This window comes from Pseudochrobactrum sp. sp1633 (assembly GCF_030376605.1).
Classification (GTDB): domain Bacteria; phylum Pseudomonadota; class Alphaproteobacteria; order Rhizobiales; family Rhizobiaceae; genus Pseudochrobactrum.
Map to the genome: position 1 here is coordinate 20,328 of NZ_JARRAE010000012.1, position 23,103 is coordinate 43,430.

Annotated in this window: 16 protein-coding genes; 14 read left to right on the forward strand and 2 right to left on the reverse strand. The window is 52.1% G+C overall.

Going from position 1 to position 23,103, the window contains the following annotated elements; all coding sequences use genetic code 11:
- The first annotated feature begins 88 nt into the window (after window positions 1-88).
- Together P8H26_RS13420 and P8H26_RS13425 are read left to right on the forward strand one after the other, a co-directional pair.
- Entirely contained in the window at window positions 89-1,336 is a 1,248-nt protein-coding gene (locus P8H26_RS13420; RefSeq protein WP_289633612.1) for an O-antigen ligase, read from the forward strand.
- 448 nt (window positions 1,337-1,784) lie between these two features.
- Window positions 1,785-3,482 (forward strand): thiamine pyrophosphate-binding protein, encoded by a 1,698-nt coding sequence (locus P8H26_RS13425; RefSeq protein ID WP_374708304.1) that lies wholly within the window; start codon window positions 1,785-1,787, stop codon window positions 3,480-3,482.
- A gap of 67 nt (window positions 3,483-3,549) precedes the next feature.
- On the opposite strand, the gene P8H26_RS13430 is transcribed toward P8H26_RS13425, so the two are convergent.
- Window positions 3,550-5,586 carry an NADH:flavin oxidoreductase gene (locus P8H26_RS13430; RefSeq protein ID WP_289633616.1) on the reverse strand — a complete coding sequence of 679 codons (2,037 nt, stop codon included), beginning with the start codon at window positions 5,584-5,586 and terminating at the stop codon, window positions 3,550-3,552.
- A 161-nt stretch (window positions 5,587-5,747) separates the two neighbouring features.
- Between P8H26_RS13430 and P8H26_RS13435 the strand changes: the two genes are divergently transcribed.
- The 7 genes from P8H26_RS13435 (at window position 5,748) to P8H26_RS13465 (ending at window position 14,631) form a co-directional block, all read left to right on the forward strand.
- Entirely contained in the window at window positions 5,748-6,383 is a 636-nt protein-coding gene (locus P8H26_RS13435; RefSeq protein WP_374708305.1) for a TetR/AcrR family transcriptional regulator, read from the forward strand.
- 110 nt (window positions 6,384-6,493) lie between these two features.
- Window positions 6,494-7,096: a YigZ family protein gene (locus P8H26_RS13440; protein ID WP_289633618.1), complete on the forward strand. Its 603-nt coding sequence runs from the start codon at window positions 6,494-6,496 to the stop codon at window positions 7,094-7,096.
- 435 nt (window positions 7,097-7,531) lie between these two features.
- On the forward strand, window positions 7,532-8,770 hold the full coding sequence (gene repA, locus P8H26_RS13445; protein WP_289633705.1) for a plasmid partitioning protein RepA: 1,239 nt from the start codon (window positions 7,532-7,534) through the stop codon (window positions 8,768-8,770).
- Entirely contained in the window at window positions 8,767-9,861 is a 1,095-nt protein-coding gene (gene repB / locus P8H26_RS13450) for a plasmid partitioning protein RepB (RefSeq protein ID WP_289633619.1), read from the forward strand. Before repA ends, repB begins: the two co-directional genes overlap by 4 nt.
- Window positions 9,862-10,198: 337 nt before the next feature.
- A complete protein-coding gene (gene repC, locus P8H26_RS13455) occupies window positions 10,199-11,461 on the forward strand; it encodes a plasmid replication protein RepC (RefSeq protein WP_289633621.1) in 1,263 nt (420 codons plus the stop codon).
- 259 nt (window positions 11,462-11,720) lie between these two features.
- Complete coding sequence (locus P8H26_RS13460) at window positions 11,721-12,476, forward strand: SURF1 family protein (RefSeq protein ID WP_289633622.1); 756 nt, start codon at window positions 11,721-11,723, stop codon at window positions 12,474-12,476.
- Between the two features lie 157 nt (window positions 12,477-12,633).
- A complete protein-coding gene (locus P8H26_RS13465) occupies window positions 12,634-14,631 on the forward strand; it encodes an acetoacetate--CoA ligase (RefSeq protein WP_289633623.1) in 1,998 nt (665 codons plus the stop codon).
- On the opposite strand, the gene P8H26_RS13470 is transcribed toward P8H26_RS13465, so the two are convergent.
- Window positions 14,628-15,674, reverse strand: coding sequence for an AraC family transcriptional regulator (locus P8H26_RS13470; protein WP_289633624.1), 1,047 nt, complete (start codon window positions 15,672-15,674; stop codon window positions 14,628-14,630). The two genes, P8H26_RS13465 and P8H26_RS13470, sit on opposite strands and share 4 nt — an antisense overlap.
- Before the next feature lie 122 nt (window positions 15,675-15,796).
- On the opposite strand from P8H26_RS13470, the gene P8H26_RS13475 reads away from it, so the two are divergent.
- From P8H26_RS13475 to P8H26_RS13495, 5 genes are read left to right on the forward strand one after another with little or no spacing between them, the layout of a single operon-like run.
- Complete coding sequence (locus tag P8H26_RS13475) at window positions 15,797-16,966, forward strand: isovaleryl-CoA dehydrogenase (protein ID WP_289633625.1); 1,170 nt, start codon at window positions 15,797-15,799, stop codon at window positions 16,964-16,966.
- Between the two features lie 13 nt (window positions 16,967-16,979).
- Window positions 16,980-18,584: a carboxyl transferase domain-containing protein gene (locus P8H26_RS13480; RefSeq protein WP_289633626.1), complete on the forward strand. Its 1,605-nt coding sequence runs from the start codon at window positions 16,980-16,982 to the stop codon at window positions 18,582-18,584.
- Window positions 18,585-18,592: 8 nt separating this feature from the next.
- Window positions 18,593-19,396 carry an enoyl-CoA hydratase/isomerase family protein gene (locus P8H26_RS13485; RefSeq protein WP_289633627.1) on the forward strand — a complete coding sequence of 268 codons (804 nt, stop codon included), beginning with the start codon at window positions 18,593-18,595 and terminating at the stop codon, window positions 19,394-19,396.
- Entirely contained in the window at window positions 19,389-21,407 is a 2,019-nt protein-coding gene (locus tag P8H26_RS13490; RefSeq protein ID WP_289633707.1) for an acetyl/propionyl/methylcrotonyl-CoA carboxylase subunit alpha, read from the forward strand. The genes P8H26_RS13485 and P8H26_RS13490 overlap by 8 nt, the downstream gene beginning before the upstream one ends.
- 2 nt (window positions 21,408-21,409) lie before the next feature.
- Entirely contained in the window at window positions 21,410-23,083 is a 1,674-nt protein-coding gene (locus tag P8H26_RS13495) for an AMP-binding protein (RefSeq protein ID WP_374708301.1), read from the forward strand.
- Window positions 23,084-23,103 lie beyond the last annotated feature (20 nt).

Consider the following 23,103-nt stretch of genomic DNA (forward strand, 5'->3'; position numbering starts at 1 on the left):
TAAATATATAAGAGTTAGAATGAAATAAGAGAAAACTGACGTATATTAGCGTTATTTGAAGAGATAATTATTTTGAAAGGAAAGATCAGTGAACCGGACAGGCAAGACTATCCTGTTTGTGCTGATTTTTCTTCTGTTCTGGGTCACGTTGACACCGTTTATGGATTTGCGTGATCCGACTGTCCTGCTCGCACAGGAGCAGGGCAACGCGCTTCAGCAGCTTATATCCCTGTCGCTGTTCTTCATTTCCGGTCTTTATTTACTGGCAAACCGGCAGATCGCCTTCAAAATGCTGTCGCCACTGCTGATCATCCTGCTGTTCTGGCAGTTTATTACGGTCTTCACGTCTGATTATTCCGATATTGCATTCCGCCGGTATGTCTACAGCATCACAGTGATTGTGACCGCTATGGCATGGGTTATTCTGCCTGAAAATAAGCAGCATTTTCAGCGCATGCTGAAATATCTCAGCCTGTTCATTCTGGGATTGTCTTATTTCGGCGTGATTTTCATGCCGGAAGTTTCTATTCATAATGAAGCTGAAGTGCTGGAACTGATCAATGCCGGTTCGTGGCGCGGACATTTCTCTCATAAGAATATTGCAGGCCCTGCGATGATCGTGCTGATCATCTATAATCTGTATCTGCTGCGCAAAGATGATTATCTGATACCGGCGCTGAATATCGTGCTGGCCACAATTTTCCTGATCTTTTCAAACAACAAAACCTCCATCGGCCTGATTATTGTAGCCCTTCTGGTCGCCGAGGCTGTGCGTTTTGCGCGATTGCTGCCGCTGCAAATTCTGGCAGCACTCATCCCCATCGGATTGATGATGGTGCTGACGGTTGGCACAGTTGTGAGCCTGCCTGTGCAGGATTTTGTTACCGGACTGATTTCAGACCCGACCTTTACCGGACGCACCGAAGTCTGGAAATTTGCGCTTGAGCAATTGCGGGCGCATCCGTGGATCGGTTTCGGCTTTGATACATTCTGGAACATGTCCCATCTGGTGAATGGCGGCTATGAGATTGAAACATGGGCAGCATCAGCCGGACATGCGCATAACGGCTATATCAATCTGATGGTGAGCACAGGGATTATCGGCGTAGGACTGTTTATCGTCTGGATGCTGTTTTGCCCGCTTCTGGATTATCACCGGTCGCAGAAAACCGGCAATGATACAGGGCTTGCAATGATGTATCTGCGCATCTGGGTGTTTATGATGCTCTATGCCAGTCTGGAATCGCCGTTTTTTGCCCCGCGCGGGCAGGTGTGGTTCTCACTCCTCGCAGCCGTTTTTGCACTGCGGCTGCATGCCCGCAGCAGAATCCAATAAACAATCCTCCCTGCCGGTTGCTTATGTCCATCCGGAATTTCGATCTGGATTAGCGTTTTTCCGGTTAAACCGTAATTTCTTAAACTTGAATCAGTTTCAGTTAAAATTATGCGCTCATTTTCAGATGTTAGAGCGAGTTTTGTGCGTTCAATGGGACGCCCGGCGCTCTAATGATGATCTATTGGCACAATGTGATTAGTATTCATCACAAATGATTGTCGTTGTTGTTGACTAAGCTCAATTTTCAAACTGTATTTCTGTGGTCTTATATCTGTGGGAGACAGGTTAGGGGCATGCTTCGAAAAAACGGACACGTTTTTTTCGGTACCAGCATGCAAAGGGAATGAACGGAGCATGCACTGCTCCGGACGGCAGTTAACCGTGATCAAGGTAATCCGGGGGGATGCCGGTACGGTTACAGGCACTGCAGGCGAACATTATTGAGGAAATGTCGGCTATGAATCATAAAAATAATCACCGGACAGGCGGAGAGATCCTGATTGATGCTTTGCGCATCAACGGCGTGGACAGAGCTTTCTGCGTGCCGGGTGAAAGCTATCTGGCAGCTCTCGATGCATTGCACGATGCAAAAGAGGAAATTGAGCTGATTGTCTGCCGTCAGGAGGGCGGTGCAACTTATATGGCGGAAGCCTATGGCAAACTCACTGGCAAGCCGGGGATTGCTTTTGTTACCCGCGGACCGGGTGCAACCAACGCATCGGTGGGCGTGCATACCGCATTTCAGGATTCCACCCCGATGATCCTGTTTATCGGACAGGTTGCCAGCGATCAGGTTGAACGCGAAGCCTTTCAGGAAGTGGATTATCGCCGCATGTTCGGCCAGATGGCCAAATGGGTTGTGCAGATTGATGATGTCGCCCGTATTCCGGAGCTGGTGTCTCAGGCGTTTCACCGCGCGGTCAACGGCCGTCCGGGTCCTGTTGTGGTGGCGCTACCGGAAGATATGCTGACCGCTCATGCCAGCGTTTCTGACGTTCCGGCACATAAAAAGGTAGAAATTTCTGCCGGTGCCGAGCAATTGCAGGAACTGACCGATCTTTTGAAACAGGCAGAACGCCCTGTGGTGATGCTCGGTGGCAGCGGCTGGAACAAGCAGGCTGTGGCCGATGTGGAATCCTTCTGCGCAGCCAACAATCTGCCGGTAACAACATCGTTCCGCTGTCAGGATCTCTATAATAATGCGCTGGCTAACTATGCCGGTGAATTAGGCACGTCTGCCAGCCCGAAACTGCTGCAAAGTGTCAAAAACAGCGATCTTTTGCTGGTGATTGGCGCACGGATCGGGGAAATGACCAGTGCCGGCTATACAATGGTCAATATTCCGGTGCCAAATCAGAAACTGATCCATGTGCATAGCGGCGCGGAAGAGCTTGGCCGCGTTTATTACCCTACCCTGCCAATCAATGCGACAATGGCAGCCTTTGCCAAGCAATTGCGTGGTCTTGCCAAGATCAGCTCTGATAAATGGGCATCCTGGACAGCTGAGCTGAACAAGAATTACAACGATAATCTGCAACATGCGCCAATTCCGGGCAATGTGCAGATGGGTGAAATCATGCAGTGGATGCGGGCAAATCTGCCTGAAGATACGATCATGACCACCGGCGCGGGCAACTACACCGCATGGCCGCATCGTTTCTACCAGTATAAAACCTTCCGCACCCAGCTTGGTGCGACCAACGGCTCAATGGGCTATGGCGTACCGGCGGCGATTGCTGCCAAGCTGACCGACCGTGACCGCACAGTGATTGCTTTTGCCGGTGACGGCTGCTTCATGATGAATGGTCAGGAACTGGCAACGGCGATGCAATATGATGCCCGCGTGGTGTTTATCGTTGTTAATAACGGCATGTATGGCACTATTCGCATGCATCAGGAACGCACCTATCCGGGCCGTGTTTCCGGCACCGCTCTTGCTAATCCGGACTTTGCAGCTCTGGCTCAGGCCTATGGCCTGCATGGCGAAGTGGTTGAAAATACCGGTGAATTTGCACCGGCTTTTGAGCGTTCCGTTGCCTCCGGTAAGCCTGCACTGATCGAAATCCGTATTGATCAGGAAGCAATTACACCGAAGATGACCCTGAGCGCGATGCGTGAACAGGCACTGGCTGCTCAGAAGGGCTAAGCATTTACAGTTAAAATATAAGAAGCCCCCTGCCCTCCTCCGAAGAGGGCAGGGGGCTTCTCTTCTGTTAAAGGTCTTTGACCAGACGCAGCGCATCATAAATCGCTGCATGGGTATTACGCGCGGCAACGGCATCACCAATACGGAACAGCTGGTACCTCCCCTCCCCGTTTGAATTGATCTCTTGGGCGCGACCATCAATCAGATCATCATAATTCACCGCGCCGAGATTTTTGGAGAGCGGTTTCAGGTCGAAATACAGATCATCCAGCGGCCGCGTGCCGTGGTTGATAATAATCTGATCATGTTCCTGCTGCTTATCCACGCCGCCATAATCACTGCCGATATGTGCGGTGAGGCTGTTGCCGCTTCGGGTCACTTTATCCAGACGGTACGTCACGGTGAACGTCACACCGTCTTTTTGCAAGCTCCGCATATAGGGCACGAGATTCATCGCCATGATTTCCGGCGCAAAACTGCGATCAGGGGTCATCACCTCAACTTTAGCGCCTGCTTTTGCCAACACTTCCGCCGCCTGCAAGGCAGCATGGTCACCCGCATCGTCAAAAATCAGCACATTGCTGCCCGCTTTGACATCGCCGGATAAGATATCCCATGCAGAAACAACAAAATCATTTCCCTCAGGCAGCATTTCCGTATGCGGCAAACCACCGGTGGCAATAATCACCACATCAGGATTTTCCGCATCAATCTCCGCCTGCTCTGCCCATGTGCTGAATTTGAACTGCACACCGAGCCGCTCACATTGCGCCATACGCCAGTCGATAATGCCGATCATCTCACGGCGGCGTGCGGACTGTGCTGTCAGGCGGATTTGCCCGCCTGCCCTGTCTGCCGCTTCAAACACCACCACTTCGTGGCCGCGTTCACCGGCAACACGGGCTGCCTCCATACCGGCAGGCCCTGCGCCGACAATCACAATCTTCTTTTTCACCGGCGCTTTGCTGATCGTATGCGGCATCGTCAGCTCACGCCCCGTCGCCGGATTATGAATGCAATAGGCCGCACCGCCCTGATAAATCCGGTCGAGACAGTAATTGGCACCGACACAAGGGCGGATATCATCTTCACGCCCTTCAATAATTTTACGCACAATATGCGGATCGGTCATGTGGGCGCGCGTCATCCCCACCATATCCAGCTTGCCGGAAGCAATGGCATGGCGCGCTGTCGCCACATCAGGAATTCTGGCCGCATGAAAGGTCGGAAAATTGGTCGCTGCACGAATTTCTCCGGCAAAGTCCAGATGCGGAGAACCGGCCATACCCTGAATAGGAATGAGATCGGTCATTGCCGGGTCGGTATCAATATGACCGCGCACCACATTGAGAAAGTCGATCATGCCACAGTCTTTGAGACGACGGGAAATCTCGATCCCCTCTTCTTTGTCGTGGCCGCCTTCCATCATTTCATCACCGGTATAACGAATGCCGACAATAAACTCTGAGCCTACCCGTTTGCGGATCTCTGCCAGCACATCAAAAGTAAAGCGCAGACGATTATCCAGCGAGCCGCCATAGGCATTGTTAAGATCATTGGTCACCGGCGACCAGAACTGCTGGATCAAATGGCCATAGGCCTGCAATTCAACCCCGTCCAATCCTGCGGCCTGCATACGCTCGGCCGCATCGCCGAAATCCTTGATAATCCGCGCAATGTCCCAGTCCTCCAGCCGCTTCGGGAACGCGCGATGCGCTCCTTCCCGCTCGTGCGACGAGGTGACAGCTGGCAACCAGTCGCCTTTATCCCAACGTGTGCGGCGACCAAGATGGGTCAGCTGGATCATTACCGCTGCGCCATATTCGTGGCATTCGTCTGCCAACGCCTTCATCCACGGCACGACTTCATCTTTATAGGCCAGCACATTGTTGAAAACCGGCGGGCTGTCACGCGAGACTGTGGCAGAGCCCGCAGTCATTGTCAGCGCCACACCCGCTTTGGCACGCTCCACGTGATAGGCGCGATAGGCATCTTTCGGCATACCGTCTTCAGGATAAGCAGGTTCATGCGATGTGGTGATAATACGATTACGTAATGTGAGATGTTTCAGCTGATACGGCTGCAGGAGCGGATCATTAAGCATTGTCTTTCCCCCTATTTTGGTGAAAGCCTATGTAAAATGTACAACAGTGTCAATTTTATATACAGCAGTGTACATTTTATCGCAGGTACTATAATCTCTGGCTCTGGTTTTAACATAAGACTATGATAAATATGAATTTAAATTGAAAGCAGGTGCCGATGATGGAGGCCTTGACGGATGCAGACAGCGGCTGGCGCGGCTCAAAAGAGCTCTGGCTTGAAGCCGCCTATCAGTTGTTGATTGAAGGCGGGATCGACAATGTCCGGGTTCTGACGCTGGCAAAAATGCTGAAATTGTCCCGTACCAGCTTCTACTGGTTCTTCAAAGACCGTGATGCTTTGCTCGATGCGCTGCTCATTCTCTGGCAGGAGAAAAACACTTCTGCCTTGCTCAACCAGACGACGGCCAAAGCCAGCAGCCTTGCCGAAGCGACGCTCAATCTTTTTGACTGCTGGCTTGATAATGCCCTTTTTGACAGCGTGTTTGAACATGCGGTGCGCAGCTGGGGCGTACAGTCGGCTTCTGTATCGCAAGCACTCAGTGACGCTGATGCAGTCAGGCTTGAAGCCGTCAAAGCAATGTTTATCCGCCACGGCTCAGAACCACTGGTCGCCGATGTTCGCTCCCGTGCGCTTTATCTGACACAGATCGGCTATATCAGCATGAACACACAGGAAGATGTGGCAACACGTATGCTGCGTGTTCCGTCCTATGTTGCAATTTTCTCAGGCACCCTGCCCTCCGGCGCTGAGCTGGAGCGCTTTCATCAGCGTCATTCTTACAGGCAGCGCCCGTAGCGCATTTGGCGCTTCAGACATTATCTGCTATCAGAGCATTCGCAATGTCCGCTTTGTTTTAAAACAAGGCGCATTGCAAGACAGCATTCATCCGCAGAAATTGAGACGCCATGTTTACGCTAGCAAAACGCGAGGTTTTTGAGCAGGAAATCAAACGGAGCCGTTTTCTTGCCATTGCACTTCCCGTTGCCGATGAAGACGCTGCTAAAGATTTTATTGCCCGTGAATCCTATAGTGATGCCAATCACAATTGCTGGGCATGGCGCATCGGACAGAATTACCGCTTCAACGATGATGGTGAACCAAGCGGCACCGCAGGCAAACCGATCCTGCAAGCAATCGACGGGTTGGAACTGGATAATGTCGCCGTTCTGGTCACACGATGGTTTGGCGGCACTTTGCTTGGCAGCGGCGGATTGATCCGCGCCTATGGCGGCAGTGCCGCTTTATGTTTACGCGCCGCTGAACTGATTGAGCTCATCCCGACCGAGACTGTTTATATCCGCGCGCATTTCTCAGAGCTGGCTTTGATTAAGGCGCGACTGGCAGGCGTTGAGCATCTGGCTATCACCTCAGAAGCCTTTCACAATACCGGTGCAGACTTGCGGCTGGAAGTTCCCGTTGCTGAAAAAGACACTGTGCTGCGCATGCTGACAGATATTACACATGGACGTATTCAGATCTCCGACAAGGCTGAAGATCTGAGTTTCTAAAACAGAGTGCTGTTGACAGCTGTCAACTCTGCGGGGATGAGACAGCCTTACTGCAGGCAAGTCATGTCCTGAAAATGCGCGACACCGACCTTTCCGGCGTCGAATTTTGCGCGTCAAATTTTGATAATCGAGCGTTGCAGAGCGGTTAATTTCCGTTAACTATAAACTATTTGACTTTCCTTACAGGATTTTACACCTTTGTAACGAATAAATTCGAATATTTATCGTTTTTCCGTTACTCGTTTATCCTGCTGTTATTTGCGTTTTCCAGTGTTGATTTCAATACTGTCGTTAACAGATTCGTAATTTTGTCCGAATCGTAGCATGGTAGGCAAATAAAAGTAGCGGATTGCAGGTATTCGTAACCGGTACGCATAAAGGTTAGATAAAGTGACAACGAATTGGGCAGATATTGTTGCTGATGCACAGCAGCATTTGGCAACGACAAACAAATCAACTGAAGCACCGCTGGCCGCCGACCAGGCGATTGCTGCGGATGCGGAATTGTTGTCTGCCCAGTTGCAGGCTATGCGTGAACGGTTGTTTGCGCCGGCATCCAGTAAAATTCTGCGTAAATTCAGCAGCAGCGAAGCGGCAAAGCTGATCGGCGTCTCCGACAGTTATCTGCGTCAGCTTTCTATTGCAGGCGAAGGCCCGCAGCCGGAAACCGGAACCGGTGGCCGCAGGCTCTATACGCTTGAAGATATCAATGCATTGCGCCATCTGCTCACCGAACAGAATACTAATAAAAGCCGCAGCTACCTGCCTTGGCGCGATGAAGAACGCGGCGAACATTTGCAGGTCATCGCGGTTACCAACTTTAAGGGCGGTTCAGGCAAAACCACAACCACTACCCATCTGGCGCAGCATCTCGCTTTATCAGGCTTGCGCGTTCTGGCGGTTGATCTCGATCCTCAGGCTTCAATGTCAGCCCTGTTCGGTTATCAGCCGGAACTGGATTTGAGCGGCAATGATACGCTCTATGGTGCCATTCGTTATGATGAAGCACAGCGCCCTTTAAGCGATATTATCCGCAAAACATATTTCGACGGTCTTGATCTGGTTCCGGGCAATCTGGAATTGCAGGAGTTCGAGCATACCACGCCGCGGGTTCTGGCTGAACGTCGCGGCCCTGCCACCGATATGTTTTTCACCCGTGTTCAGGCTGCCCTGCAATCGGTTGCCGATGATTATGATGTCGTTGTCATCGACTGCCCGCCGCAGCTGGGCTTTCTCACACTGTCAGCTTTGTGCGCAGCCACATCGGTTATCGTGACGGTTCATCCGCAGATGCTGGACGTTGCCTCGATGAGCCAGTTCCTGTTCATGACATCGGATTTGCTTTCCGTTGTGCGTGAAGCCGGCGGCTCGTTGAATTTTGACTTCCTGCGTTACCTCATCACACGCTACGAGCCAAATGACGGGCCACAGGCACAGATTGCCGGTTTCTTACGGGCGCAATTTGGCGAACGGGTGCTAACCTCACCAATGGTCAAATCAACGGCAGTTTCTGATGCCGGTCTGACCAAGCAGACACTTTATGAAGTCGGACGTGAAAATTTCAGCCGCGTCACCTATGACCGTGCGATGGAATCGTTGACAGCTGTCAACGCAGAGATCGAAGCGCTGATCTATTCTGCCTGGAACCGTCCGGCGAGGGGAGGTAAGGCATGAACAGCTCAAGCCGTAAAAACCAGCTGAAAGCCCTGTTCGGTGCTCCGGTTGTGCCAACACCGGAGCCGAAGGTTGCAGAACAATCTGCACCACTTGCTCCGCAGGCAATACCGGCTGAAAATCTTACAACGCCCGAAAAAACGGCGGACACACCGATGCGTTCTCAAGCCAGCCGTTCCGGTGCCGTGAAGGCGATGGGATTGTCACTTGCGGATATGTCGCGTGAATTGGAAAGCGCAAAGCAACTGTCGGAAAGCCTAGCCAAGGGCGATCAGGTTGTCGAGCTTGATGCCGCACTGATCGACGGTTCTTTTGTCGAGGACCGCCTGACACGGCAGGAAACCGATGATCCGGACTTTCTGGCTTTAGTACAGAGCTTGCATCAACACGGGCAACAAGTGCCAATTCTGGTGCGTCCGCATCCGGAAAAAACCGGGCGCTATCAGGCGGCCTATGGTCACCGGCGTATGCGTGCCGCAGCGCGTCTTGGTCTGCCGGTCAAAGCGCTGATCAAGCCTTTGAGCGATGCCGAACTGGTGCTCGCGCAGGGCAAAGAAAACAGCGAGCGCCGTGATCTTTCTTTCATTGAACGCGCATTGTTTGCGCAAGCCCTGATTGAACGCGGCTTTGACCGGACAACCGTTCAGGATGCTCTGTCTTTGCATAAAGCGGAAATGACGCGCTTCCTTCAGGTTGCCACAGCTATTCCTGAGCAGATCATTCGGGCCATTGGCCCTGCGCCCAAAGTCGGCAGACCACGCTGGATGCAATTGGCCGATGCGCTGAGAGACAAGGTTTTACTGAAACAAGCGCAACGTGTGATCGCAGAGCAGGATTTTAAAGATGCGGAAACGGATCTGCGTTTTCAGCATCTCCTGCAAAAACTGACAGCCACCGATAAAGCTGAAACACAGAAACCGGCAGAACATAAGTTGCGTACGCGTGATGGTGAAAGTCTCGGACTGTTGCGTTTACAGCAGGGCAGGGCGCAATTCGATATTCAACATCACGATGCAGAAGCTTTCGCAGAGTATCTGGCCGGTGAAATGGCAGCGCTCTTTGAGAAATACCGGCAAGTGCGGGAAAAGTAAAAATCTATCCCCGCTTTGCAGACTTGCGTTAAGTATGGGTAACACGCGTCATTCATCGTCTTGAGCAGGCTCAACTGCTGAAGGCGGCAACAGGAAACGAATAAAGGAAGTGTAGCGGTTATGTTGACTAATCCCTGCCACGCACATGCGGCACGGACGCTGACATAGTCAAATTCACAAAGATAGGAAAAAACGGCAAGAAAAAAGGCCCCCTGAACGTATCCGAACCGGAAGCCCTCTTTCGATGTAGCAATTAGAGAGAATCACTTTCGAGACCAAAAGTCAAGCGTCGGCGATGTTCCGGCAGTGTTTTTGCTTGCCTCAAACGAGGTGACAAATGACTGAGCATTTTGCGACGTCCCCATTTGGCGGGCGAATGATGAATGCTGCACATTTTTTGAGTTACGAAAAACTTCGTCAACAGCAACAAAATATGTGCAACGAACAATCCGATCGTGGTGCAAAACCGGTGCAAAACCGGTCTGTCGACCGATGGAAACTGCTGCGTTCTTTAACGGAAGCGCGTGAAGCCTATCAGCTTTCCTATCGCACCATTGCGGTTTTGGAAGCGCTTATGAGCTTTTATACCGATAAGATGCTCGACGGTTCGCTCCCCCTGATCGTCTTCCCGTCCAATCACGAGCTTTCCATGCGTCTGCGCGGCATGTCCGCGCCAACCATTCGCCGTCATATTGCATGCCTTGTTGCACTTGGCTTTATCCTGCGGCGTGACAGTCCGAACGGGAAGCGTTTTGTCCGCCGTGACAGCAATGGCGAGATTGCGATGGCTTTTGGCTTCGATCTGGCACCACTTACCTTCAAAGCCGATGAGATTGAGAGTTTTGCCGAACAGGCAAGGGAAGAAAACCGCCAGAGACAGCAGCTGCGCTTCGCTATTACCATCCATCTCAGAGATATTGCCAAGACAATTGATGCTGCGCTCAATGAGGGCAGGGCAGGCGACTGGGCAAGCCTTCTCGTCCGTTTGCAGCAGCTTTCCGGCCGCGTGGAGCGCAATGGCACGATCCATGATTTGAGTGAACGTGAGCTGAGCTTAAGCGTTCTGCGTCAGAAAGTAGAAAACCTTTATCTTTCAAATCTTTCTAACCAGGAAATGATCGGCAATGAAACTGAAAATGAGCACCACATTCAGAATTCAAAAATAGAATCTATAGATTTAGAAACCAACGAAAAAAGTAAGAAGAAGAATATCGCTCACAAGGCAGAGCCAGCTAAACCGAAGACCACCATGCTCCGGACAGTGCCTGAACTGGATGAGATTTTACAAAACTGCCCGCAGATTAAGAGCTATGCCGTCCGCGGCATTCATAATTGGGCTGATTTGATTACAACAGCAGGGCATATCCGCTCCATGCTTGGTATTACTGCCTCTGCATGGCAACAAGCCTGTGAAATAATGGGCGATATGAATGCCGCGGCTACAATTGCGGCTATGCTTGAGCGCTCGGAGACAATTCATTCCGCAGGGGGGTATTTGCGAAAATTAACGCAGCGTGCTGAAATAGGGCAATATTCGGTAAAACCGGCTTTAAGAGCCTTGGCTCATACCCGGGCGGTTGATCTCCGGATTGTTTCATAGCGCTCGTTCCGGACATTGAAAGTACGGCAAATTACCGGTTCGATCATTAATTTCGGTGATTACCTGTCATTTGAGGTTGTGGTGCGCAATTCAAAATCTTATTTGCTGGGCAAGGTTCCGCTGCGAAGATCAAGGCAAAACCATACTCTTTTTGTGTCGGCTTATGATAAGAAATCTTAAAATCGAAGCAAATACAATGGGTTAATAATGATATGATTAAGGCTCATACGGCGTGCGCTTAACAGATGAGGGTAAAAACATGGTTGAAGAGCAAACGACACCTGTTAAAAATCTGCGCGGCAGAATAGCGCTGATTGGCCTGATTGCATTGGTTTTAATCGGAATTTTAACTGCGCTAGGCAGCTGGCAGATACAGCGTTTAGGCTGGAAGCATGATCTGGTTGCCCGTGTTGAACAGAATATTCATGCGCAACCGGTTGCTGCACCGGATAGTGCTGCATGGCAAACGGCCGATAAGAAAGCCACGGAATACCGTGCTGTCAGCGTGCGTGGGCATTATTTGAACGATAAGGAAATTCATGTCGGTGCCTTGACAGAAAAAGGCTCCGGTTATTGGATTGTCACACCATTTCAACGTGATAGTGGCGAAGTTGTTTATATCAACCGTGGTTATGTTGCTTCAGCTCTGCGCGATCCTGCAAAACGCGCCAGCGGCCAGATTACAGAGGAAACATCCGTCACAGGCCTGCTCAGACTGACAGAACCGAAAGGTTTTTTCTTGCGTCAGAACGAGCCGGATAAAAATATCTGGTATGCCCGTGATGTTGAGATTTTTGCTGAACGCGCAGGTTTGAAAAATGTCCCGGCCTATTTCATTGACGCGAATGCGGAGCAAAACCGTTCCGACCGGCCGCAAGGCGGGCTGACCGTGATCAAATTTGCAGATAACCATCTTGTCTATGCTTTAACCTGGTTTTCACTGGCGCTTATGGTTTTTGGCATGACTGTTTTTCTTATTCGTTATGAAATGAAACGGAATGATAAGGATGAGTAAAAAACTATAAGCTTTTGATTAATTTATATTTTTTTGAATAATTAAGAAATATAAGCGAAATAGCTGCTCGTTGAATTTCAGATACAGCACCCGCATTTTCATCCGGCCTTTGTCTTCTTCATAAAAACGGCGATAATGCTGTGAGGAGGAGAGCCGGATGAACACCAATGCCCGACCAACCACTGAAGATGCCAGACCTTTATGGCAGCCGACGGCACAAAATATTGCCGCAGCTAATCTGACCGGTTTTACAGCAAAAGCGCGGAGTATCAGCGGCTCACCTCTTGAAACCTATCAGCAATTGCATGACTGGTCAGTTGAGCGGCCGGAGGTTTTCTGGCCTCTGATATGGGATGAATGCGGTATTATCGGGCATAAAGGTGCTCGCATTCTGATTAATGCCGACAATATGCTGGCTGCACGGTTTTTCCCCGATGCGAAACTGAACTATGCTGAAAATCTGCTGCAAAAAACCGGTAATGACGATGCTCTGGTGTTTCGCGGTGAGGATCGTGTCCGTTCGCGTCTGTCCTGCGATCAGTTGCGGGATCTGATCTCGCAGTTACAGCAGTTTATGCTGGCGCAGGGCGTGCAGGCGGGGGATCGTGTGGCGGCCATGCTGCCAAATATGCCGCAAAGCATTGCCGCTATGCTGGCCTGCGCTTCCATTGGTGCTGTCTGGTCGTCCTGTTCACCCGATTTTGGTGTGCAAGGGGTGCTGGATCGTTTTGGCCAGATATTGCCCAAACTGTTCATCACCTGCGATGGCTATTGGTATAATGGCAAAGCGCAGCCGATCGGTGATAAATTAGAACAGATTGTGCCGCAATTGCCGTCCCTGCAAGCGGTGCTGATCGTTGATTATCTGGGCACTGCTGAAGCTGTGTCCCGCGAGATTCAAAATGGGACATCGGCAAAATGTCTGACCTTCGATCAGGCCACAGAACAATTCACCCCATCAGAATTGCAGTTTAACCAACTTCCATTTGCTCATCCGCTGTTTATTCTCTTCTCATCGGGCACCACCGGCATACCAAAATGTATTGTCCATTCCGCTGGCGGCACCTTGTTGCAACATGCCAAAGAACACCGTTTACATGCGGATATTAAACAGGGCGACAGACTGTTCTATTTCACAACCTGCGGCTGGATGATGTGGAACTGGCTGGCCTCGGGGCTGGCTGCAGGGGCGACCTTGTTGCTCTATGACGGGTCGCCGTTTTATCCCGATGGCAATGTGCTATTTGACTATGCGCAGGCCGAAAGCATGACTCATTTCGGCACTTCCGCTAAATATATTGATGTCTTGCGCAAAAGCGGGATCGAGCCTGCGACCAGTCATCATCTGCCGCATCTGCGCGCTGTGTTTTCTACCGGATCACCGCTTTCACCGGAAAGTTTTTTCTATATTTATCAGTCTGTTAAGAAGGATATCCACCTCGCTTCGATCTCCGGCGGCACCGATATCGTGTCCTGTTTTGTGCTGGGTGTTCCGGTTCTGCCGGTATGGAGCGGTGAAATTCAGGGTGCAGGCCTTGGCATGGCTGTTGCAGTCTGGGACGTAGACGGCACACCATTGATGCATGGCAAAGGCGAGCTTGTCTGCACCAAACCGTTTCCTTGCCAGCCGACCGGTTTCTGGAATGATCCGACTGGCGAGAAATACCGCTCGGCCTATTTCGACCGTTTTGCAAATGTGTGGTGTCACGGTGATTTTGCCGAACTCACGGAACATGGCGGCATCATCATCCACGGGCGTTCTGATGCCACACTCAATCCGGGTGGTGTGCGGATCGGCACCGCCGAGATTTATAATCAGGTCGAGCAATTGCCGGAAGTTGCCGAAGCGATTTGTATCGGGCAGAACTTTGCAGATGATGTGCGGATCGTGCTGTTCGTGCGTCTTGCCGCAGGTGCCAGTCTTGATGATGCCTTGCAGGAACAGATCAGGCAACACATCCGCAACGGTGCCTCACCACGTCATGTGCCTGCAAAAATTATCGCAATTGCCGATATTCCACGCACCAAATCAGGAAAAATTGCTGAAATCGCCGTGCGGGATGTTGTTCACTGTCGCCCAATTAACAATCGGGAAGCACTGGCCAATCCTGAAGCATTGGCTCTTTATGCAAACCTGCCGGAGTTGCAGATTTAGCACCCTGTCTGGGACTTTTTTCTGAAGACACTGGGCGTTTCATTCGTGCGGGAGCGGAATGCACGGGAGAAACTTTTCTCATTGCTGAAACCGGCAAGAAAGGCCACGCGCTTGATCGGATGTGTTGAGCGTGCAAGCAGCTCTTTGGCGCGTTCCGTCTGCACGTGTTCTTTCAGCGCGCGCAAAGAGGTTCCTTCCGCACTGAGATGGCGGTGCAAACTGCGCACAGACAGGTTGAAAACACTTGCCACATCCTCGGCCACAGGCAGGCCGTTTTTTGCCATACGCAATAAGCGTCGCACCTGACTTGTCAGTTGATGCTCGCTTTTATAGGGCAGAACAGTGAGCGGCAAAGCGCGTTTGAGCATGCTGTTAATTGCAGCCTCATCCCGTTGCAGCGGGCGTTCTAGAAACGCTGCATTGAACTGAATACGCGCGATTGAGGCTGAAAACTTTAGCTTTGGTGAGAACAGCTTGGGATAAATATCGGCGTGTTGTGGTTCTGCATAGGGAAACTCGGCGGTTGTAAGCGGTATTCTCTCGTCGATAGCCCAGCAGGCAAAGCCTAAAACATAGCGCAGTAAAGTGACGAGGCAGAACTCGCGATAAGCTCCGAGAGCCCGTATCTCAGTGATGCTGATCGAGGCAATGCCATCGGCAATATCGAGATTGAGAAGAACATCATCTGTGAGCAGGCGATGATGGCGCTTCCAGCGGTGCAGGGCAATGCCAAGCGTTGTGGCACCAAGGGAGGCACGGCAAAGCATGCCATAAGTGCCCCACGGCAATTTGCGGGAAAACCAGCCCAGAGCCTCATCATCCAGCTCCTGCATTGCTTCCCAGTTCAGGTCTTCAAACTGATCCGGTGTGACGCGACCGTTCTCATCAGCAAGGCTTTCTGGCGGAATTTGTGCCTTTTCCAGTGTTGCGGCAGGATCTGCCCCATATTTTGCATAGGCCAGCAAAATACAGCGGACAAAGGCCGCAGGGATGACCGCTGCCGCTTTTCCTGTGTGAGAAGAGACCGAAATTTGATCCGTCATAACCGTAGCTTGTAGCCAAATGGCCGATTTTGCAACCTGTATGTCCGATCAAGTGCCGGCTTATGGTTCACACTGGTTATAACATAGGCAAACTGCAAAACGGTTTGGGAGGACTGTTGTTGATGACACCAAGCCTTGACTTCCTTTTGGGAGAGGAAATCGCCCAGTTGCGGGATAGTGTGCGTACATTCGCAGAGGCAGAAATTGCCCCCCGCGCGGCATATATCGACAGCAGCAATCAATTTCCCGCCGATTTGTGGATGAAGTTTGGTGCAATGGGATTGCTTGGCCTCACCGTGCCGGAAGAAGACGGCGGCACCGGCATGGGCTATCTGGCGCATATTGTGGCGATGGAAGAGATTTCGCGCGCCTCCGCCTCTGTCGGTCTGTCTTACAGTGCCCATTCCAATCTTTGCGTCAATCAAATCCGTCGCAACGGCAGTGCAGCGCAAAAAGCCAAATATCTGCCAAAACTGATCTCAGGAGAGCATGTCGGCGCCTTGGCGATGTCGGAACCGGATGCGGGTTCTGATGTTGTTTCAATGAAATTGCAGGCGCAGAAACAGGCGGATCATTATATCCTCAACGGCTCGAAAATGTGGATTACCAATGGTGGCGATGCGGATGTGCTGGTTGTTTATGCAAGAACCGGCGCCGGCAAAGGGGCAGAGGGCATCACAGCTTTTCTTGTCGAAAAAGACATGGCCGGTTTCAGCCACGGTGCGCATCTTGATAAGCTCGGCATGCGCGGCTCCAACACATACCCGCTGTTCTTCGATAATTGTCTTGTGCCTGCAGAAAATGTGCTTGGCGGCGAGGGCAATGGCGTTAAAGTTCTGATGTCGGGGCTTGATTATGAACGCGTGGTTCTGAGCGGCGGCCCCCTCGGCATCATGGCGGCCTGTATGGATATCACGCTGCCTTATATGCATGAGCGCAAGCAGTTCGGCCAGCCGATCGGTGATTTTCAGCTCATGCAGGGCAAGCTGGCCGATATGTATTCCACATGGCAGGCCGTGCGCGCCTATATCTATGCTGTTGGCGTGGTATGCGACCGCAATGACCATTCCAGAACCCTGCGCAAAGATGCGGCAAGCGCCATTCTCTATGCCGCAGAAAAAGCGACATGGATGGCCGGAGAAACAATCCAGACACTCGGCGGCTGCGGCTATACAAATGATTACGCAGCGGCACGGCTGTGGCGCGATGCCAAATTATACGAGATCGGTGCAGGAACTTCAGAAATCCGCCGGATGCTGATCGGGCGGGAATTAATGGCTGAAACCAGATAATCGGGGCATAGATATGGGTGTTCTGAAAACCGGTATTAACCTGCAAAGCGACGAATTTACCGCTAATCACGCTGTCATGCGCTCTCTGGTGGGGGAGTTGCGTGGCCGCAGTCAGACTGCCTGTGCCGGAGGCGGGGAGGCCGCATCGGCACGGCACAAAGCGCGGGGCAAATTGCTGGCGCGGGAGCGTATTGATCTGCTGCTTGATGCCGGTGCAGCGTTTCTGGAAATCGGACAGCTTGCCGCAAACGGTCTTTATGATGATGACGCGCCGAGTGCCGGTCTTGTTGCCGGTATTGGCTGCGTTTCAGGCACGCAATGTATGATTATCGCCAATGATGCCACGGTCAAAGGCGGCACTTATTATCCGCTCACGGTCAAAAAACATCTGCGTGCGCAGGAGATTGCCGAGCAGAACTATCTGCCCTGCATCTATCTGGTGGATTCCGGTGGTGCCTATCTGCCGAGACAGGATGAGGTGTTTGCGGATCGTGAGCATTTCGGCCGGATTTTTTATAATCAGGCGAATATGTCGGCAAAAGGCATTGCGCAGATTGCTGTGGTGATGGGCTCCTGCACGGCAGGCGGTGCTTATGTGCCTGCAATGTCTGATGAAACGATTATCGTGCGCAATCAGGGCACCATCTTTTTAGGCGGGCCGCCACTGGTTAAAGCGGCAACCGGTGAAGTGGTCACAGCAGAAGAATTAGGTGGTGCTGATGTGCATACAAGCCAGTCCGGTGTGGCCGATTATCTTGCGGAAAATGATGCCCATGCGCTGACAATCGCCCGCCGGATCGTTGCCAATCTGAATATGACGGCAAGGCCTGATCTGCTCAATGGCGGTGAAGAACCGCTTTACCCGCCGGAAGAGCTCTACGGCATTATCCCTGCAAATCCGCGTCATCCTTATGATGTTCGGGAGGTGATTGCGCGGCTGGTTGACGGCTCACGCTTTGATGAGTTCAAGGCGCGGTACGGCACAACGCTTGTGACCGGTTTTGCGCAACTCTATGGCGCAACGGTCGGGATCATTGCGAATAACGGTATTCTGTTCGGTGAATCTGCACAGAAAGGCGCACATTTTATTGAGCTTTGCGCGCAGCGGCATATTCCATTGGTTTTTCTGCAAAATATTGCCGGTTTTATCGTCGGGCGAAAATACGAAAATAACGGCATTGCCAAAGACGGCGCGAAAATGGTGACGGCTGTGGCAACCGCGCAGGTTCCAAAAATTACAATGCTGATCGGCGGCTCCTTTGGTGCCGGTAATTACGGCATGTGCGGCAGAGCCTATTCGCCGCGCTTTCTGTGGACATGGCCGAATAGCCGCATTTCGGTAATGGGTGGTGAACAGGCTGCCAGCGTGCTCGCCCGTGTGCGGCGCGATGCCTTGGAAGCGCGCGGAGAAAGCTGGAGCACTGCGGATGAAGAAGCATTTCAGGCGCCGATCCGCGAGCAATATGAAACGCAGGGCAATCCCTATTATGCCACAGCCCGCCTTTGGGATGACGGCATTATTGACCCAGCCCAAAGCCGCCGCGTTCTCGGCCTGTCACTGGCTGCAGCGCTGAATGCTCCGGTGAAAGAAACCAAATTCGGTCTTTTCAGAATGTGAGGCAAATCATGTATGAAGCCTTGGAAATTACCCGCGACGGCTCCGTGGCAACCATCTGGATGAACCGTCCGCAACGGCATAATGCGTTCGACGCTGCACTCATTGCCGAACTGACACAGGCCTTTACGCAGCTTGGTGCAGATGATGAGACCCGTATTGTGATCTTGGCCGGTCGCGGCAAAAGTTTTTCTGCAGGCGGCGACCTCAACTGGATGAAAGCTGCCGGTGAGGCCGGTTTTGATGCCAATCTTGCCGATGCGGAAAAGCTGGCGCAGATGTTTCACATTTTGGCTGAGATACCCAAGCCGACAATCGCGCGCGTGCATGGTGCAGCATTGGGCGGCGGAATGGGGCTGGCTTCTGCCTGCGATATTTGTATTGCCTCAACGCTGGCAAGTTTTGCCACATCCGAAGTGCGGCTGGGCATTATTCCGGCGGTGATCAGTCCCTATGTGCTGCGTGCTATCGGTGCACGGCAGGCTTCACGCTATTTTCTGACTGCGGAGCGCATTGATGCTGCAAAAGCCCTGCAAATCGGCCTTGTGCATGAAGTGACGGAAGCGGAGGCGCTCGATGCTGCGATTGATGATCTGATAGCGGCTCTGCTCAATGGCGGCCCGCAGGCACAGGCCGCTGCAAAACGACTGATCCGCAATGTTGCTGGCAAGATGATGGGCGATGCATTGGCGCAGGAAACCGCGGATAGTATTGCTGCTCTGCGTATGAATGCGGAAGCCCGTGAAGGCCTGAGTGCCTTTCTCGATAAACGGGTACCGGCATGGATAAACCGGACAGGATCAGATGATGTTTGACAAAATTCTGATTGCCAATCGCGGCGAAATTGCCTGCCGCATCATCAAAACCGCCCGCCAAATGGATATCCGCACGGTTGCCGTTTTCTCTGACGCTGATGCGCAGGCGCGGCATGTGCGGCTGGCGGATGAGGCCGTTTATATTGGGGCTGCGCCGCCACGGGAATCCTATCTCGACGGGGCAAAAATTATCGCTGTGGCACAAGCCACCGGCGCTCAGGCCATTCATCCCGGTTATGGTTTTCTCTCGGAGAATGAAGCTTTTTGTCTTGCCTGTGCGCAGGCCGGAATTGTCTTTATCGGTCCGCCCGTTGAGGCCATTCGGGTCATGGGTTTGAAGTCGCAAGCGAAAAAGCTGATGGGTGCGGCGGGCATTCCGCTGATCCCCGGTTATCACGGGGAAGATCAGACGCCTGAAAACCTGCAACGCGAGGCTGATGCAATCGGCTATCCGGTCCTTATCAAAGCATCGGCAGGCGGCGGCGGCAAAGGCATGCGGCTTGTTGAAAGGTCTGAGGATTTTACGCAAAACTTGTTCGCCTGCCAGCGTGAGGCGCAATCCGCTTTCGGTGATGATCATGTGCTGATCGAGCGCTATATTACCCGTCCGCGCCATATTGAAATTCAGATTTTCGGCGACAGTCACGGCAATTATGTTTCGCTGTTTGAGCGGGATTGCTCGGTGCAGCGTAGGCACCAGAAGATCGTTGAAGAAGCGCCTGCGCCGCATTTTTCCGAACAGCAACGCCGCATCATGGGCAAGGCCGCAACAGATGCCGCGCGCGCAGTGCATTATACGGGCGCAGGCACGGTCGAATTTATCGTTGCCCCTGACGGGCAGTTCTATTTCATGGAGATGAATACTCGCCTTCAGGTGGAACATCCGGTGACAGAAATGATAACCGGCCTTGATCTTGTGGAATGGCAGTTGCGGGTCGCGAGTGGTGAGAAACTGCCTGTTACGCAGGAGGATTTGTCTCACTCCGGCCATGCCATAGAGGCGCGTATCTATGCGGAAGATCCGTCAGCCGGATTTTTACCGTCAACAGGCAAGCTCGTGCATTTTCAATTGCCTGAGGAAAGTGCTCATGTGCGGGTGGATGCAGGTGTTGAGGAGGGGGATGCGATCAGCCGGTTCTACGATCCGATGATCGCCAAGTTGATTGTCTGGGATGAAACACGTGACAAAGCCCTGCGCCGCATGGAACGTGCACTGGCAGATACGCAGGTTGCAGGCATTGCCAGCAATATTGAGTTTCTCTCGCGTCTCGTGCGTTGCCGTTCCTTTACGCAGGCTGATCTGGATACGGGGCTGATTGAGCGTGAAACTGCGGCGCTCTTTCCAGAAGTGCAGGAGCCACCCGCTGAAGTGTTTTTATTGGCGGCACTGGCACAATTGTTGCATGAGGCCGATGAGGCTCCGTTGTCTTCTTTCTTGCAACGGCGCGATGGTTTCCGGCTCAATACGCAGGTCAGGCGTGATCTGAATTTCCGTTATGGTGCGGCACAGCACATTGTCACTGTGACCTATCTGGACACAGGATACCGGTTGCAAACAGGCTCACTTGATGTCACTGCCACCGGCCGACAAGACAAGGGCAATCGCATCATTGCCGAGATTGACGGGCTGCGTAAATCATTCACGGCAGTCAGATTGGGCAGTTTCATTCACCTTTTCACAGACGGGCAAAGCTGGAAGCTGGAATGGCTTGATCCGCTTGATGTGTCGCCCGATCACGCTGCTTCCCATGACGGACTCGTGGCACCCATGCCCGGCAGTATTACCGCCTTGCTGGTGGAGCAGGGGCAGCAGGTTGCCAAAGGCACGCCGCTTCTGATCGTTGAGGCGATGAAAATGGAATTCAAAATCACGGCTCCTGCTGCGGGCTATGTGAAAGCCTTCCGCTGTGCTGTTGGCGATCAGGTCAATGAAGGCACAGAGCTGGCTGATTTTGAGCTAGCAGACGGAGAGGCAAAGGAGCAGCTTGCGCTGACCTCACAGGAGGAATGAAAGTGACAGAAAAGCTGAGCTTGGTGAAAGGCGCGACGGAATATCCGCTGATAGAAGCCACGATCGGTCAGTTTTTCGATGAAACTTGTTTGCGATATCCGCATGTTGATGCCCTGATCTCAGTGCATCAGAATATACGGCTGACCTATGCCGAGCTCCGTCAAAAAGTGGATGCTCTGGCCTGCGGTTTATTGCGCCTTGGCCTGACAAAAGGGGATCGGGTTGCGATCCTGTCACCCAATAATGCCGAATGGGTTTTGACACAGTTTGCCACAGCAAAAGCGGGTCTGATCCTCGTTAATATCAATCCGGCTTATCGCCTGACCGAGCTTGCTTTTGCAATCAGCAAGGTGGCATGCAGGGCGATTATCCTGTCTCCTCGTTTTAAAAGCAGCGATTATATCGCGATGCTCTGCGAATTAGCGCCGGAAATCCCTGTTTCAGACCCGTATAATCTGCGGATTGAGCGTTTCCCGCAATTGCGATGGGTTATACGCCTTGGCACGGATAAGACATCCGGCCTGATCAACTTCGACGATCTGCTTGTTGCGCCGGAAGTGGCAGAACTGGACGCATTGCAGCAGATTGGTGCGGGTCTGAATGCGAATGACCCCATCAATATTCAATTTACCTCAGGCACAACCGGCTCACCGAAAGGGGCGACACTCACACATCGCAATATTCTCAATAATGGACGCTTTGTCGGCGATGCAATCCGCCTGCAAAGCGGTGACAGGCTGTGCATTCCCGTACCGCTTTATCATTGTTTCGGGATGGTGATGGGTAATCTCGGCTGTCTCACACATGGCGCGACGATGGTCTATCCGGCAGAGTCTTTTGAACCGCTGGCTGTGCTGAAGGCCGTGCAGAATGAGCATTGCTGCGCTCTATATGGTGTGCCGACCATGTTTATCGGTATCCTCGATCATCCTGACTTTGCAACATTTGATGTCTCAAGCCTGCGTACCGGTATTATGGCGGGCAGTCCCTGTCCGGTTGAGGTGATGAAGCGGGTGATCGAGCATCTGCATATGAAGCAGATCACAATCGCCTATGGTATGACAGAGACATCGCCGGTATCGTTTCAAAGCAGTGTCGATGACAGTCTTGAGCGCCGTGTTTCAACGGTTGGCAGGGTTCAGCCGCATTGCGAAGTGAAGATCATTGATAGCAGCGGGACAATTGTGCCGCGTGGTGTGTCGGGCGAACTCTGTACGCGCGGTTATCTCGTTATGCATGGCTATTGGGACGATCAGCGCCAGACTGATGAGGCCGTGGATCAGGATGGCTGGATGCACACCGGCGACCTCGCCACCATTGATGCTGAGGGCTATTGCAATATTGTCGGGCGGATAAAGGATATTATTATCCGCGGCGGCGAGAACATTTATCCCCGCGAGGTTGAGGAATTTCTGTTTCGCCATCCTGCAATCAGGGATGTGCAGATCGTGGGTGTTCCCGATCATAAATATGGCGAGGTAGTCTGTGCATGGATTATTTTGCGCGCAGATGCCGAACTGACAGCGGAGGATGTCCGCGCCTTCTGTGAGGGGCAGATCGCCCATTATAAAATCCCGCATCACGTCAAATTCGTTGATCAGTTTCCGATGACGGTGACAGGTAAGATACAAAAATACATTATTCGCGACCAGATGATGCAAGAACCGGGACTTTAGGAAAGCAGAACAGCGTAAGC

Coding starts and splice junctions, on each gene's coding strand:
- P8H26_RS13425 (WP_374708304.1), top strand. CDS start 1,785: ATGTCGGCTATGAATCATAAAAATAATCACCGGACAGGCGGAGAGATC.
- P8H26_RS13430 (WP_289633616.1), bottom strand. CDS start 5,586: ATGCTTAATGATCCGCTCCTGCAGCCGTATCAGCTGAAACATCTCACA.
- P8H26_RS13435 (WP_374708305.1), top strand. CDS start 5,748: ATGGAGGCCTTGACGGATGCAGACAGCGGCTGGCGCGGCTCAAAAGAG.
- P8H26_RS13440 (WP_289633618.1), top strand. CDS start 6,494: ATGTTTACGCTAGCAAAACGCGAGGTTTTTGAGCAGGAAATCAAACGG.
- repB (WP_289633619.1), top strand. CDS start 8,767: ATGAACAGCTCAAGCCGTAAAAACCAGCTGAAAGCCCTGTTCGGTGCT.
- repC (WP_289633621.1), top strand. CDS start 10,199: ATGACTGAGCATTTTGCGACGTCCCCATTTGGCGGGCGAATGATGAAT.
- P8H26_RS13460 (WP_289633622.1), top strand. CDS start 11,721: ATGGTTGAAGAGCAAACGACACCTGTTAAAAATCTGCGCGGCAGAATA.
- P8H26_RS13465 (WP_289633623.1), top strand. CDS start 12,634: ATGAACACCAATGCCCGACCAACCACTGAAGATGCCAGACCTTTATGG.
- P8H26_RS13470 (WP_289633624.1), bottom strand. CDS start 15,674: ATGACGGATCAAATTTCGGTCTCTTCTCACACAGGAAAAGCGGCAGCG.
- P8H26_RS13475 (WP_289633625.1), top strand. CDS start 15,797: ATGACACCAAGCCTTGACTTCCTTTTGGGAGAGGAAATCGCCCAGTTG.
- P8H26_RS13480 (WP_289633626.1), top strand. CDS start 16,980: ATGGGTGTTCTGAAAACCGGTATTAACCTGCAAAGCGACGAATTTACC.
- P8H26_RS13485 (WP_289633627.1), top strand. CDS start 18,593: ATGTATGAAGCCTTGGAAATTACCCGCGACGGCTCCGTGGCAACCATC.
- P8H26_RS13490 (WP_289633707.1), top strand. CDS start 19,389: ATGTTTGACAAAATTCTGATTGCCAATCGCGGCGAAATTGCCTGCCGC.